The organism is Austwickia sp. TVS 96-490-7B (genome assembly GCF_019331795.1).
Classification (GTDB): Bacteria; Actinomycetota; Actinomycetes; order Actinomycetales; family Dermatophilaceae; genus Austwickia.
The window spans coordinates 340,156-352,814 of record NZ_JAHPZL010000007.1; the positions used below are offsets into that span (position 1 = coordinate 340,156).

Consider the following 12,659-nt stretch of genomic DNA (forward strand, 5'->3'; position numbering starts at 1 on the left):
GAGGGGCATGTCATGACATGGCCGCCAAGTAGAGTCCCGCAGGTGAGCAGATCGCAACGGGCCCGATGGCGTCATGCCGTCATCTGGGCTGCCGCTGGGGCCGTGCTGCTGTTGGTGGCAGGCGCTTTGGGACATTTCCTCGTGGGCGCGGTCGGTCTGTTGGTCTCTCTGGTGGGGGCGTGGGTGGCTTCCCCGTTGCGGGCTGACCCGTCGCTGACTCATTGGGATGCTCAGCAGCGACATGTGCGAGACGGGGCGATCGTGGTCTATTGGCGGCCGGGCTCCTTGGGCTGTCTTCGGCTACGGTCTTCGTTGCGGTCAGTCTCCGACCAGATCTTGTGGGTGAACGTCTGGGCCGACGATGAGGCTGCGGCGTTTGTGCGTGATGTCAATGGTGGTGCGGAGATCGTGCCAACGGCGATCCTGCGTAACGGCGATGCGCTCTGTCATCCCTCACCGGACGCGGTGCGAGCCGATCTGCAGGACAGGGCAGCCTGACCGCTCTGCTGTCGTCCGTCTCGTCGGGTCCGCCAGCGCTGCTAGCGTCCTGGGGTGAGCATCACCCGACGTTGTGTCTGCCCAGGTTCCTACGATCCGGTGACCTTGGGTCATCTCGATATCATCAGGCGCGCTGCCGTGTTGTACGACGAAGTTGTGGTCGCTGTCCTGCATAACCCTGCGAAGGAGGGATTGTTCACTCCGCAGGAACGATTGCAGTTGATTGACGCCGAGTTGGCCGACGCTGGACTGTCTACGGTGCAGGCCTTGGTCTTTGAAAACCGGCTGTTGGTCGATGTGTGCGCTGAGATGGGGATCGGTGCCATTGTGAAGGGCTTGCGCGGGGAGACCGACTACAGCTACGAGTTGCCGATGGCGGTGATGAACCGGCGCCTGTCAGGGGTAGAGACGCTGTTCTTGCCGGGAGATCCGGCCTACACGGAGGTCTCAAGTTCGTTGATGAAAGAGGTAGCCCGGTTTGGTGGGGATATCTCCGGTTTGGTGACTCCCCGGGTGCACGAAGCCCTGCGCGCTCGCTGCCTCCCCTGAGCGAGGGAGGCCTGCAACCTGCCCGTCACCGTTGCATTTGGGGAGCCTGCCTCAGCGACGGTATCGTGGTGCGTCGGTCTGTGTCGTCAGGCACTGCCGATTGATGCTCAGTTACGCCGACGATGTGGATGCCATGACCAGCCCCGACCCTCGCAGCCCCCTGGTGTTTGACACCAGGGTCCTCGGACGTCGAGCCGGGTCCATGGAAATTTTCGATGTCGATGCGCAATTGAGCATGGAGATGGGCACGGATGTCATCGCCGTCCCGGAGGGCGATGTGATCCATGTCGACCTCCGTTTGGAATCGGTGCTGGAGGGCGTGCTCGCCTCGGGGACGGTAGATGCCGTTGCTGAAGGTGCCTGCGGACGATGTCTGGAGCCGGTCAGCTTGCCTGTGCAAGCCGAGTTCCTGGAATTGTTCGCCTATGCGGACCGCGCTGCCCATCACCAGCAGCTGGGGGACGACGAAACCGATCAGTGCGTGCTTGAGGGTTCCTTACTGGACCTTGAGCCGGTGCTCCGGGACGCGGTCGTGCTTGCATTGCCGTTCCAGCCGACCTGTCGGCCGGATTGCCCGGGCTTGTGTTCTGAGTGTGGTCAGTCTCTGACTGCCGATCCGGATCACGGGCATGACATCATCGACCCCCGCTGGGCGTCGCTCCAGTCCCTCGCCGCTGGCGAGGGAAGCGACACCAGCAGCCCACACATCGCTCAAGAGAAGAGGAACTGACGTGGCCGTCCCGAAGCGGAAGATGTCGCGGTCCAACACCCGTTCGCGCCGCGCCAACTGGAAGACGACGGCGACCGCGCTGGCTGACTGCCCGCGCTGCTCGTCCCCCAAGATGCCCCATGTGGCCTGCCCGTCCTGCGGCAGCTACAACGGGCGTCACTACATCGCTGCGGAGCGTTCCGAGCACCAGGCCTGACGCGTCAGGCCATGGGATCTGGCCACAAGAGCGTACGCACTGAGGAACGCCCCGTCGCCGAGCTCGTCGCCAGGATCGATGAGATCCTTGGCGTTCGGCTCGACGAGGGGGCGCTCCGGCATGCTCTGACACATCGCAGCTACGCCTACGAACATGGCGGCATCCCCAACAACGAACGTCTCGAATTTTTGGGCGACTCGGTGTTGGGTCTTGTCGTGACCGAGTCGCTGTACGGCGACCATCCAGATCTTCCCGAAGGCCAGCTGGCCAAGCTGCGTGCCGCTTGCGTCAACATGCGGGCGCTAGCCGCCGTCGGTCGAACGCTGGGCTTGGGTGACTTCCTGCTGTTGGGCCGGGGTGAAGAGACCACCGGCGGCCGCGACAAGGCCTCGATCCTTGCCGATACGGTGGAAGCACTCATCGGGGCGGTCTATATCGCTGAAGGCATCGAGACCTCACGGGTTTTCGTGCATCACCTGGTTGATCCGCTGATGCGTGCTTCGACCCGATTGGGCGCTGGCCTGGACTGGAAGACCAGTTTGCAGGAAATGGCAGCGGCAGGAGCCTATGGTGCTCCTGAATATCGGGTCAGTGAGGACGGCCCAGACCACGCCAAGGTCTTCACCGCCCATGCTGTTTTGGGGTCCGAGGTCCTCGGCGAGGGGACCGGTCACTCTAAGAAAGAAGCCGAGCAGCGGGCCGCTGAGGTTGCCTGGACCGAACTGGATCGACGAGCGCAGACCGCCACCCGGGATGCCGCTGACGCGGCAGAAGCGGTGGAGGGACCTGCCCAGATCATTCCCTAACCGTTTTTCGGCCCCGGAAAGATCACGAGATGCCAGAGCTGCCTGAGGTGGAGGTAGTCCGTCGTGGGCTCGCCGCACACACCGTCGGCCGCCAGATCGAGGCCGTTCGGCTGAACGGACATCGGGTGGCGCGTCGTCACGACGGCGGACCTGACGACCTGATCGCTCGTCTTACTGGTCAGGTCGTCAGGGAGGTACGGCGTCGCGGCAAATACCTCTGGATGGTGTTGGCGGAGTCGGCGCGTTCAGATGTGCCAGCAGATCACGCTTTAGTGATTCATCTGGGTATGAGCGGACAGATGCTGGTCACTGACCCTGAACGTCCCGCTCACCGGCACCAACATGCCACGATTGATTTTGCCGATGGCGGCAGCCAACTTCGATTCGTGGATCAGCGCACCTTCGGGGGCCTGCTGCTGAGCGATCTCGTTCCTGATCTACGAGCGCGGCGTCCTGAGCTCACCTCCGGAGTGCCGGCGCCGGTCTCTCACATCGCGTGCGACCCGTTAGAACCAGCATTTGATGTCGAGCACGTCGTTGACGTCGTACGTCGTCGTCGAAGCGGGATTAAACGAGCTCTGCTGGATCAGACCGTCGTCAGTGGGATCGGCAATATTTACGCCGATGAAGCGCTCTGGCGGTCCCAGATCCACGGGGAGTGTCGCTGTCACGATCTGCATGCGACCGACGTCAGGGCGTTGATAGGGCATGCCGCAGAGGTCATGACCCAAGCCTTGGGGGCGGGAGGCACGAGTTTTGATGCGTTGTATGTCAACGTCAACGGCGCGAGCGGATACTTCGACCGATCGTTGGATGTGTACGGACGCCAGGGTCAGCCCTGCCGCCGTTGTGGGGCCACGATTCGGCGGGAACAGTTCATGAACCGCTCCTCACATTTCTGCCCGCGCTGTCAGATCTACCCAGGCCACCTGGGCTAGCGACCTGCGGAGGCAGGCCATGACAGTTGTGCCCCGTCAGGTGCCTCGTCAACCAGACGCGTAGGCTCTGACTCCGTGGATAAAGCGACGATCTGGGTGCATGGACGAGTTCAGGGTGTGGGTTTCCGGTGGTGGACCAGGTCGAGAGCGCTGGAGCTCGGTGTCATCGGCTACGCCCGCAACCTCACCGATGGCAGGGTTGAGGTGTGTGCCCAGGGGGAACGGTCTGCTGTCGAAGCCTTGGAGAGCCTGATCACAGAGTTTCCGAGCACCACGAGACGACCTGGCCGAGTCGCTTCGGTCACTACCCAGTGGGGTACGCCGAGAACAGATCTGCAGGGCTTTGAGGAACGTTGACCGCAGGCCCCCGCTCTCAGGTCGCTGAGATTAGCGTGTCGTCGCCGTACCAGAAGCGGACGGTGCTGAGGATGCGGCGTTCGCGGGGGCGGTGATCGTCACGCCTTCATCCCATTTGCTGTAGGTGGCGGTGACCTGCTGGCCATCAATGAAAGACACGGCTTTTCGGGGGCGGTTTTGTTCGTCAAGCCAATACTGCAACTGGTGGGTGGTGTCCCCGGTGGCGGAGGTGCTGGCGGCCGGTGCTGAGGATGCCTGAGCGGAAACGGTAGGGGTCGCAGAACTGGTGGGTGCCATCAGGTTCAGCACGAAACGCCGGGTGGTAACCCCGTCGATCTGCTCGTCACCGGCGTAGGTGATGGAGCGCACCACGTCCTTGTCCTGGGCGATGCGATCGGCGGAGCCGCTGAGGAGTTGCTCCAGCTGCCCGGAGACCTGTCCCTTGTTCCAGGTGCCGTCGTTGCCGGCGCCAGCTTTTTCGTAGGAGTGTCCGCCAACGATGATCAGCTGGACGATCTTGCCGTCAGCTCGGGTCACCGTCATCTGCCGTTTCCGGTCGTTGGAGTCCCGGTTGTCCGCCACACCGGTCGCTTGATACAAGGCACCAGCTTGTCCGACCTGCACGGTGAACGCGTAGGTTTTATTGGATTGTGCTGCCTGGGTGGCCCCGAAGAAGGTGGACTTGTCGACGTCTTGACCCTGTTTGAGGCCGGTCAACGAGGGCGCGGACGACGAACTGGAAGATTGACCGGGCGCAGGCGTGTCCGCGTCGCCAGACGAACATCCTGTCAGGACTAGCGGGGTCGCGATCAGGAGGGCGGTGAGTCGTCTGGTCAAGTGGCGCATCATGAGGGCTCCTGGAAGTCTCGGGGAGGGACGACGGCGACACGCTGCGATCCCGCTGCCCCCGGCTGATGGCGGACCGTGCTGGTCATGTGCTGTCGTGCCCGATGCCGTGTCCAGCCTAACTGGTGTGCGCTGATCAGCGCTGAGGTGACAGGTTGCTCGTGGATGATGGTGCGGGGGCAGAGGTGGGGCCACCAGGGCGGACCGGCGCTGCGGTGGGGGTGGGAATGGTCACCGGCTCACCGAGTTTGGTGTACGTGCCTTCGCTGGTCGCTGTCATTCCGGCGGAGCTGACTGTCGATGAGGTCTTCAAGGGGCGTCCCTGCTGATCAACCCAGGTGTCCCAGGTGATGGTGCCTGCTGCTGAGGTGGCAGGAGATGAAGCGGCAGGTGCTGCTGCCCGGGCTGCGGTTTTCTTGGCTAGTGATTCACTGGTGGCAGTGGAAATCCCTGTGGCCGGGGTGGAGCCTGTGGAGGGAGTAGATGGGGATGCTGAAGCGGCGGGGGTGGTGGCGGCCGCGCTCATGCGTTGGGCATCGATGGTGAGCCGCAGATGCGCGCTAGCCGCGCCGCCGGTCTGAGCGCGCCCCATGCAGGTCACGGTGACCAAAGCATCTTTCACCTTGGAGACGATGGTGTGGGGGTTGCTGAGTTGCGCGAAGTCAAGACCGGTTTGGGCCATCATGCGTTCGGGGTCGACGGAGGCGAAGGCCTCGGAGCCGGTGCGGACAAAGAGCGACCGCCCGATCAGCACCATCTCGATGGGAGTGCTCTGATCTGGGGAAGATCGGAAAGCGTGGACCCGAGGAGCGGCCGGATCGGAGGCGTCAGCATCTCCAGTGATGTGGACAGTCCCGCCCGCGCCCTTCTGGTCAGTCACCTTCATCGCCAGCGCGAAGTGTGAGGTGGTGACTTTGACTGCTTTGACAGCTTGGTTGAAGGCATCCCGATCCAGCGTCTGTCCTGAGGAGGCGCAGAGGGTGTAGAGCGCGGCGTCGGGTCCCTGGCTGTGCGGTCCAACCGCGCTGGGGGTCGACTCCGATCCGCCGCAGGCGCTCAGTCCGCACAGGACGAGGGGAAGGGCGGCGATCGCCGCGATACGCCGTGTCATGAACACCCCTGACAGGTGAGAGGGAAGCCCCCGGCAGAGAATGATCCGAAGCCGGGTGCGGCTGGTGCCGCAGGTCCAGCCTAGGGGCCGCTGTGGGGCGGGTGGGATGTCAGGGACGTGGTGTCCGGCACTGGGACGGCGAAGTGTCAGCCGATGTTGTTGCTGCTGAGTGCAGTTCGGCGCCAGCTGCCACTCCGTCAGGTCAGCGCGAACTGGGCGATGGATGGTCCGTGGTCGTGGTGACCTCCGTGGCGGGTGGGGCAGCGATGGAGACGGGTTTACCCCAGTTGCTGATGGACAGCGTTTGCTTGTACTGGAAGCTGGATGTCGACATCTGCATGAAGGTGGCAACTGTCCGATCCTGCTCGTCGATCCATGATTCGGTGTCGACTGTGGCGGGCAGGCCGAGGCTCTTGGCTGAGGTGCCTGAGGAGGGCAGCACTTTCTCCAGTTTTGAGGTGTCAAGGGTGACCCGAAGGTGTGCAGTGCGCTGGCCGTCGCGGTCCTCGCGGCCGAGGCACATGACGTGGGTGACGGCTTTGGTGGCTGCCATCGTTCTGGCCTGATCAGTGAGAGCACCGAAGTCTGTGCCCAGTTTGTTCTCTGCCCCGGACGTTTTCACGAACTTAGCGCCAGGTGTCATGGCGTCTTTGCGGTAGAGAGCCCCGTCGATGGCGATGACCTCAGCCATGGGCTGGTAGGTGCCGTGGTCCGGCTTCGACATGACGAAGCGCACCTTGGGGTGAGCGGCATCAGTCTTGTCGATGTCACCCGTGGTTTGGTAGTTCGTGTCCCCCAGGGAGGGCAATTTCATTGCGGTCGTCGCTACCACGTGCGCTGTGGTGGCTGAGGGAGAAGTGCTCAGCGCTTCATGCATGCGCTTGTCCAGCGGGTGTGCGCCGTCGCAGGCCTGGTAGAGCCGACCTGAAGGGGTGGGGCTGCTGGTTGGTGAACCGGTTGATTCGAGAGTTCCGGTGCTGCCCCCTTGGCCGCAGCTGCAGAGTGCGACGAGGCACAGCGTGGTGATGGTTGCTCGGGTCAAGATTGTGGTCATGAGTGTGTTTCCCGCCCAGGTGGTGATGTCCCCGCGTCGCCGTACTGCGCGATGCCACTGCCGCGTTGAGACGCGCTGTATCCAGTCAGGATAAGCCTTAGCCGATCAGTGAAGGGCCGGCTCGGCGCGCTGCCAGCTCTGAAGTGTGGAGTTGCTGAGTAGAGTAGCGTTCTCTGTCTTCGTCTCAGGAGATCCCCGCCTCGTGTACGTCAAGAACCTGACCCTCAAAGGGTTCAAGTCGTTCGCCTCGGCGACTCATCTTCGACTGGAGCCAGGAATCACCTGCATTGTGGGGCCGAACGGTTCGGGCAAGTCGAATGTGGTCGATGCCTTGGCCTGGGTGATGGGGGAGCAGGGGGCGAAGTCCCTGCGCGGGGGAAAGATGGAAGACGTCATCTTTGCTGGGACCTCGGGGCGACCGGCGTTGGGACGGGCCGAGGTGTCGATGACGATCGACAACACTGATGGGGCCTTGCCGATCGACTACACCGAGGTCACGATCAGCCGGACGATGTTCCGTGGCGGCGGCAGCGACTACGCCATTAACGGCACGTCCTGTCGTCTGGTGGACATTCAAGAGTTGTTGTCAGACTCGGGCATTGGCCGTGAGATGCACGTCATCGTAGGTCAGGGGCAGCTCGACGCGGTTTTACGAGCTTCTCCGGAAGAGCGTCGGGGGTTTGTTGAGGAGGCAGCGGGTGTCCTGAAGCATCGCAAGCGCAAGGAAAAAGCCCTGCGCAAGTTGGAGGCGATGGAAGGCAACCTCACCCGAGTCAAGGATCTCACCGCAGAGTTACGTCGCCAGTTGGGGCCATTGGGGCGTCAAGCGGCTACGGCGAGGCGGGCTGCAGTGATCCAAGCGGACGCCCGTGATGCACGGCTGCGGCTGACTGCAGACGACCTGGTGCAGCTCACCAGCGCGTTGGCTCAGGAGGTTGCCGACGAACAGCGTCTAGCGCAGCGGCGTGAGCAGGTGGAGAAACAACTGGAAGCAGCGCGGGAGCGGTGTGCGGTCGCCGAAGAAGCAGCCGCCCGTACCGCCCCGGAAGTGCAGCGTGTGCAAGCCCAGTGGTTTGAAGTGACGGCGTTGTCGGAAAGGCTGTCTGGCCTTGCTTCGTTGGCTGCTGAGCGGATGCGATTGTTGGCTCGTGATCCCAGCGAGGAGGGCCGACATGCCAAGGATCCTCAGCAGCTGCGGGACCTGGCGGCGCGGGCCCGAGCGGACGAGGAAGACCTCACGTCACAGATCGATGCGTTGACTGAAGAGCTGTCAGACGCGGTCACCGAACGTACACGGGTTGAAGGGGAATTCGTTGCCGAACGGGACAGGCTCAGTCAGGTTGAGCGGGGCGCGGCGGACCGTCGTGAAGGATTGGCGCGGCTCACCGGTCAAGTGGCAGCTAAACGTGGCCGAATTGATGCCGCTGAGGCTGAGATAGGTCGTCTGGAGGAGGCTGCTGAGCGGGCGGCTCAACGGGCCGCCGAGGCAGAGCGGCAGTTCACTCGCTTAGAGGTGAGTGTGGCCCAGGACGAGGAGGGTGAAGAGGGGCTGGACGCGGCATATGAGGAAGCCGCGGCTGCCCTGGAGCTGGCCCGAGAGCGAGCCGAAGATCTCCGCCGCCAAGAGCGGCTCGCTGAGCGGGAACGCAGCGCGGCACAGGGGCGGGTCGAGGCACTGGACATGGCATTACGCCGTAAAGATGGCACCGGACTCGTCTTGGCTTGGCAGAAGGAGGGGGACGGGATCGGGGTGCTGGGGTCGGTAGCGACTCTCGTGAACGTGGCGGATGGATATGAGACGGCCGTGGCTGCGGCCTTGGGCTGGGCGGCTGATGCGGTGGCGTTGACATCGGTCGACGACGCGGTGCACGCGGTGCAGCGGCTGCGCGAGCAGTCGGGTGGACGTGCAGCGATGGTGGTGACGGATACGGTGGCCGATCCTAGACCACGCACCCAGATCGACGTGATGGACGGCGTGGTTTGGGCGAGTGAGGTGGTCACCTGTCCCGACTCCGTCCGGGCGGCGATGGAGATGCTGCTCCACGACATTGTGGTGGTGACTGACACACCCAGTGCCTTGCAGACGCGCAACGACTTTCCCTGGGTGACTGCGGTCACGATGGACGGGGATGTTTTCGCTCCGGGGGTGGTTCGGGGCGGCAGCCCGGACGCGCCCAGCGTTCTCGAAGTCCAAGCAGAAGCGGATCACGCTCGAGAAGCTGTGACAGAGGCCGGTTTCCGGCGGGAACAAGCTCGCTTCGCGTTGGCTGAAGTCGAGTCGCAGATCGAGGGCCTAGGGCAAGAAGTAGAAGCAGCGTTGGCTGATCTGCATGCATCTGACGCTAGGATCACTGCGGTCGCTGAGCAGCTGGGTTCTTTGGGGCAGCAGGTCAGAGCGGGGCGCGTTGAGGCGGATCGTGCTCGAGCCCAGATCCGTCAGGTCGAGGTGACCTTGGTCAGCGGCCGGGCGGAGCTCGCGCAACTGGCTGCTCGGTTGGAGTCGGCTCGGGCGCAACAGCGGGAGCCTGAACAGAACTCTCCAGAGTTGCGGGATCAGTTGGAGCAGCAAGCTGCTGCGGCACGCACCCGTGAGACAGAGATCAGACTGACTCTGCGGGGACGTGAGGAAAGGCTCCGTGCCGTGGCTGGGCGCGCCGATTCTCTGGAAGCTCAGGCCCGGGCTGAAGAAGCTGCTCGGGAGCGGGCTGCTCAGCGGCGTCAACGGCGAGAGCATCAAGCCGCTCAGGCTCATTCTGTGCAGGTTGCGGCGCAACGGGCGATGGCTCGGCTAGAGGTGGTCGCGGGTCATGCCGAGGTCGCCAAGGGGGAAGCCCGGGCTCGGCAGGTCCTGTCTGAGGAGCATGTGCTTCTGGCCCGTACTGCGGTCGATGAACTGGTCGAGGAGATCCGGGTTCTCACCGATTCGGCGCATCGAGACGAGATGGTGCGCGCCGAGCAGCGCATGCGCATTGATGTGGTCGAGACTAAGGCTGCGACCGAGTTGGGGGTTGATCCCCACACCTTGATCGAGGAGTTTGGGCCGCATCAACCGGTACCGCTGTGGGAAGAGACGGAGGGTGCTGAACCGCAATTATCGGACCGGACTCGTCCGTACGTCCGTGCAGAGCAAGAGAAAAGACTGCGTACGGCGGAGCGCGGCCTGGCCCGACTTGGAAAGATCAATCCGCTTGCTCTCGAGGAATTTGCAGCGTTGGAGGAGAGGCACTCTTTTCTGGCGGAGCAATTGGAAGATCTTCAGCGAGGAAAACAGGATCTTCTGGCTATCGTTAAAGAGGTTGATGAGCGCGTTGAGCGCGTTTTTGCTGAGGCTTTTGCGGACACCGCGCGAGAGTTTGAAGGAGTGTTTACCCGACTTTTTCCAGGAGGAGAAGGTCGTCTTGTCCTGACCGATCCTACGGACTTACTCGCCACAGGCATTGAGGTTGAGGCACGGCCGCCGGGGAAGCGAATTAAGCGATTGTCGCTGCTCTCAGGGGGGGAGCGCTCGTTGACAGCAGTGGCCCTGTTGGTCGCGATCTTCAAAGCCCGTCCCAGCCCCTTCTACATCATGGATGAGGTGGAAGCTGCTCTCGATGACACCAACTTGGGTCGACTGATCAGCCTCTTCGAGGAACTACGCGACTCCAGCCAGTTGATCGTCATCACCCATCAGAAACGAACGATGGAGGTCGCTGACGCGCTCTACGGAGTCACCATGCGAGGAGATGGAGTGACCACGGTGATCTCGCAACGGATGCGAGATGTGGCGGTGTCGGCGCCTCCCGGATGAAGCAGGCGTGTTGTTCATCGTTCCGGCATCGTCCTGCGTCGTTACCTGCTGGATCGTCAATCGTTATGAACAGGTGACCGGGTCTGACCTCGGCGTGTGGCGATGATGCTCGGGAACCGACCAGAATAGGGGCATGGTCGCGCTCATCCTCTTCATCCTCTTCGTTCTCGTCACATTTGGTACCGGTTGTTTCATCGTTGGTTCGGTGATCGTCGATGCACGCCGGGAGGGACGACATGTCCTTCCAGCGCATAATCGGGCCCGCCTCGCCGCCGCCCGGGTGCGCACGGACGCCGCGACCGTCCGGGCCCGCCAGCGTTCTGCTGCCCTGGCCACCAGCGCGCGTGAGTTGGGCGACCCGCACGGCGAACCCGCCAAGATCTGAGTAGTACGTCCGCTCCGCGCAGCTCGTGGGCAGCGACCGGAGCACCAGCGAGGTCCTACGGCCGGCTCCTCTCGTCTTCGCGACGATCAGGTAGCTGGCCGTTCGGATGCCAGGGGCTGTGGCGACAGGGAACGTGACGTGCGACCGTGGGGCGGACGATATCTGCCACTAATTCGAACGATGGGTCGGGTCGCGCGCGATGATTCCTCGTCATGGGTCGGCGATGACAGGATGGATCCGTGGATTTTCTAGCCGATATCTGGGCCTTCATTGCGATCGGGGTCGTGCTCGCAGTCAGCATCCTGTGGGGGATCGTCGGGCTGCTCCGTGGACGTGTAGGGGTCCCACCTGGGGGGGCACGTCGTACGGGCACTCCCGAGGAGGGAGCAGCGCCACCGGATGGGGAAGAGCCTCGTCCTGGCGTGCTGCGGGACTCCACCGCGGACGTGCTGGTCCAGGAGCGACCCGCTGATGTCGCAGGTCGGCTCTATCGGCTCCGGGATCGATTGGCGCGCAGTAACTCCACCCTCGGACGCGGCGTGTTGGGGTTGCTGTCGCGAGGTCGGTTGGATGAAGAAACCTGGGAAGACGTGGAGGACACCTTGGTGTCCTCCGACCTAGGGGTTGAGGCTGCTGGTGAATTGGTCGCCGCACTGCGCCAGCGGGTCCTGGTGGAGGGGGTTCGTGATGAGGCCACCGTGCGTGGATGGCTGCGGGAGGACCTGATCCGCATCGTTGATCCTGCGATGGATCGGTCGTTGTGTTCGGCTCGGCAAGGTGATCGTCCGGCAGTGATCATGGTGGTCGGGGTCAACGGGACCGGAAAAACCACCACGATTGGCAAGATCGCGCGGGTGTTGGTGGCTGAGGATCGTCATGTCGTGCTGGGGGCAGCTGACACCTTCCGTGCTGCCGCTGCAGATCAGTTGCAGACCTGGGGGGAACGGGTCGGGGTGACCACGATCCGCGCCGATCGTGAGGGTGCCGATCCGGCATCCGTGGCGTTCGATGCCGTGGATGGGGCTCAACAGCAGGGGGCCGATGTGGTCCTGATCGACACGGCAGGTCGACTTCACAACAAGGCCAACCTGATGGCGGAATTGGAAAAGGTGAAGCGGGTCGTCGAAAAGAAGTCCCCGATCGACGAGGTGCTCTTGGTGCTGGACGCGACAACTGGTCAAAACGGGTTGGTGCAGGCCGAAGTCTTTAGTCAAGCCGTCAAGGTCACCGGGATCGTCTTGACCAAACTTGATGGGACGGCAAAGGGGGGCATCGTGGTGGGAGTGCAACGCCGACTTGGCGTTCCTGTCAAGCTGGTGGGGTTGGGTGAGGGACCGGACGACCTGGCACCCTTCGACCCGGAGACATTCGTGGACGCCATCCTGTGATGGGCCGGTGG

13 protein-coding genes are annotated in these 12,659 nt (G+C 63.1%); 10 read left to right on the top strand and 3 right to left on the bottom strand.

Translation table 11 applies throughout. The features are described 5' to 3' along the window. Positions 1-42 precede the first annotated feature (42 nt). From KEM60_RS09695 to KEM60_RS09725, 7 genes are all read left to right on the top strand, one after another. Positions 43-498 (top strand): hypothetical protein, encoded by a 456-nt coding sequence (locus KEM60_RS09695; protein WP_219107300.1) that lies wholly within the window; start codon positions 43-45, stop codon positions 496-498. A 54-nt stretch (positions 499-552) separates the two neighbouring features. Further along, positions 553-1,047 (top strand): pantetheine-phosphate adenylyltransferase, encoded by a 495-nt coding sequence (gene coaD / locus KEM60_RS09700; protein WP_219107301.1) that lies wholly within the window; start codon positions 553-555, stop codon positions 1,045-1,047. A 133-nt stretch (positions 1,048-1,180) separates the two neighbouring features. Further along, the gene (locus KEM60_RS09705; RefSeq protein WP_219107302.1) at positions 1,181-1,777 is read left to right on the top strand and encodes a DUF177 domain-containing protein; all 597 of its coding nucleotides are present in this window, start codon (positions 1,181-1,183) and stop codon (positions 1,775-1,777) included. A 1-nt stretch (position 1,778) separates the two neighbouring features. Next, entirely contained in the window at positions 1,779-1,973 is a 195-nt protein-coding gene (gene rpmF, locus KEM60_RS09710; protein ID WP_219107303.1) for a 50S ribosomal protein L32, read from the top strand. An 11-nt stretch (positions 1,974-1,984) separates the two neighbouring features. Then, the gene (rnc, locus tag KEM60_RS09715; RefSeq protein WP_219107304.1) at positions 1,985-2,779 is read left to right on the top strand and encodes a ribonuclease III; all 795 of its coding nucleotides are present in this window, start codon (positions 1,985-1,987) and stop codon (positions 2,777-2,779) included. Positions 2,780-2,808: 29 nt separating this feature from the next. After that, a complete protein-coding gene (gene mutM / locus KEM60_RS09720) occupies positions 2,809-3,717 on the top strand; it encodes a bifunctional DNA-formamidopyrimidine glycosylase/DNA-(apurinic or apyrimidinic site) lyase (protein WP_219107305.1) in 909 nt (302 codons plus the stop codon). A gap of 75 nt (positions 3,718-3,792) precedes the next feature. Beyond that, a complete protein-coding gene (locus tag KEM60_RS09725) occupies positions 3,793-4,074 on the top strand; it encodes an acylphosphatase (protein ID WP_219107306.1) in 282 nt (93 codons plus the stop codon). Positions 4,075-4,104: 30 nt separating this feature from the next. Here the strand turns inward: KEM60_RS09725 and KEM60_RS09730 are convergent, their stop codons facing one another. The 3 genes from KEM60_RS09730 to KEM60_RS09740 all read right to left on the bottom strand — a co-directional run bounded on the left by KEM60_RS09730 (position 4,105) and on the right by KEM60_RS09740 (position 7,085). After that, the gene (locus tag KEM60_RS09730) at positions 4,105-4,923 is read right to left on the bottom strand and encodes a hypothetical protein (RefSeq protein WP_219107307.1); all 819 of its coding nucleotides are present in this window, start codon (positions 4,921-4,923) and stop codon (positions 4,105-4,107) included. A 133-nt stretch (positions 4,924-5,056) separates the two neighbouring features. Continuing rightward, positions 5,057-6,031 carry a hypothetical protein gene (locus KEM60_RS09735; RefSeq protein WP_219107308.1) on the bottom strand — a complete coding sequence of 325 codons (975 nt, stop codon included), beginning with the start codon at positions 6,029-6,031 and terminating at the stop codon, positions 5,057-5,059. 202 nt (positions 6,032-6,233) lie between these two features. Next, positions 6,234-7,085: an LppX_LprAFG lipoprotein gene (locus KEM60_RS09740; protein WP_219107309.1), complete on the bottom strand. Its 852-nt coding sequence runs from the start codon at positions 7,083-7,085 to the stop codon at positions 6,234-6,236. A 202-nt stretch (positions 7,086-7,287) separates the two neighbouring features. On the opposite strand from KEM60_RS09740, the gene smc reads away from it, so the two are divergent. From smc to ftsY, 3 genes are all read left to right on the top strand, one after another. Further along, positions 7,288-10,875, top strand: a complete 3,588-nt coding sequence (gene smc / locus KEM60_RS09745; RefSeq protein WP_219107310.1) for a chromosome segregation protein SMC — start codon at positions 7,288-7,290, stop codon at positions 10,873-10,875. A gap of 133 nt (positions 10,876-11,008) precedes the next feature. Next, positions 11,009-11,260 (top strand): hypothetical protein, encoded by a 252-nt coding sequence (locus KEM60_RS09750; RefSeq protein ID WP_219107311.1) that lies wholly within the window; start codon positions 11,009-11,011, stop codon positions 11,258-11,260. Between the two features lie 239 nt (positions 11,261-11,499). After that, the gene (ftsY, locus tag KEM60_RS09755; RefSeq protein WP_219107312.1) at positions 11,500-12,648 is read left to right on the top strand and encodes a signal recognition particle-docking protein FtsY; all 1,149 of its coding nucleotides are present in this window, start codon (positions 11,500-11,502) and stop codon (positions 12,646-12,648) included. Positions 12,649-12,659: the final 11 nt, after the last annotated feature.

Bases quoted from the DNA above. Each gene is read 5' to 3' on its own strand.
- KEM60_RS09705 (WP_219107302.1), top strand. From the start codon at position 1,181: ATGACCAGCCCCGACCCTCGCAGCCCCCTGGTGTTTGACACCAGGGTC.
- rnc (WP_219107304.1), top strand. From the start codon at position 1,985: ATGGGATCTGGCCACAAGAGCGTACGCACTGAGGAACGCCCCGTCGCC.
- mutM (WP_219107305.1), top strand. From the start codon at position 2,809: ATGCCAGAGCTGCCTGAGGTGGAGGTAGTCCGTCGTGGGCTCGCCGCA.
- KEM60_RS09730 (WP_219107307.1), bottom strand. From the start codon at position 4,923: ATGATGCGCCACTTGACCAGACGACTCACCGCCCTCCTGATCGCGACC.
- KEM60_RS09735 (WP_219107308.1), bottom strand. From the start codon at position 6,031: ATGACACGGCGTATCGCGGCGATCGCCGCCCTTCCCCTCGTCCTGTGC.
- KEM60_RS09740 (WP_219107309.1), bottom strand. From the start codon at position 7,085: ATGACCACAATCTTGACCCGAGCAACCATCACCACGCTGTGCCTCGTC.
- KEM60_RS09750 (WP_219107311.1), top strand. From the start codon at position 11,009: ATGGTCGCGCTCATCCTCTTCATCCTCTTCGTTCTCGTCACATTTGGT.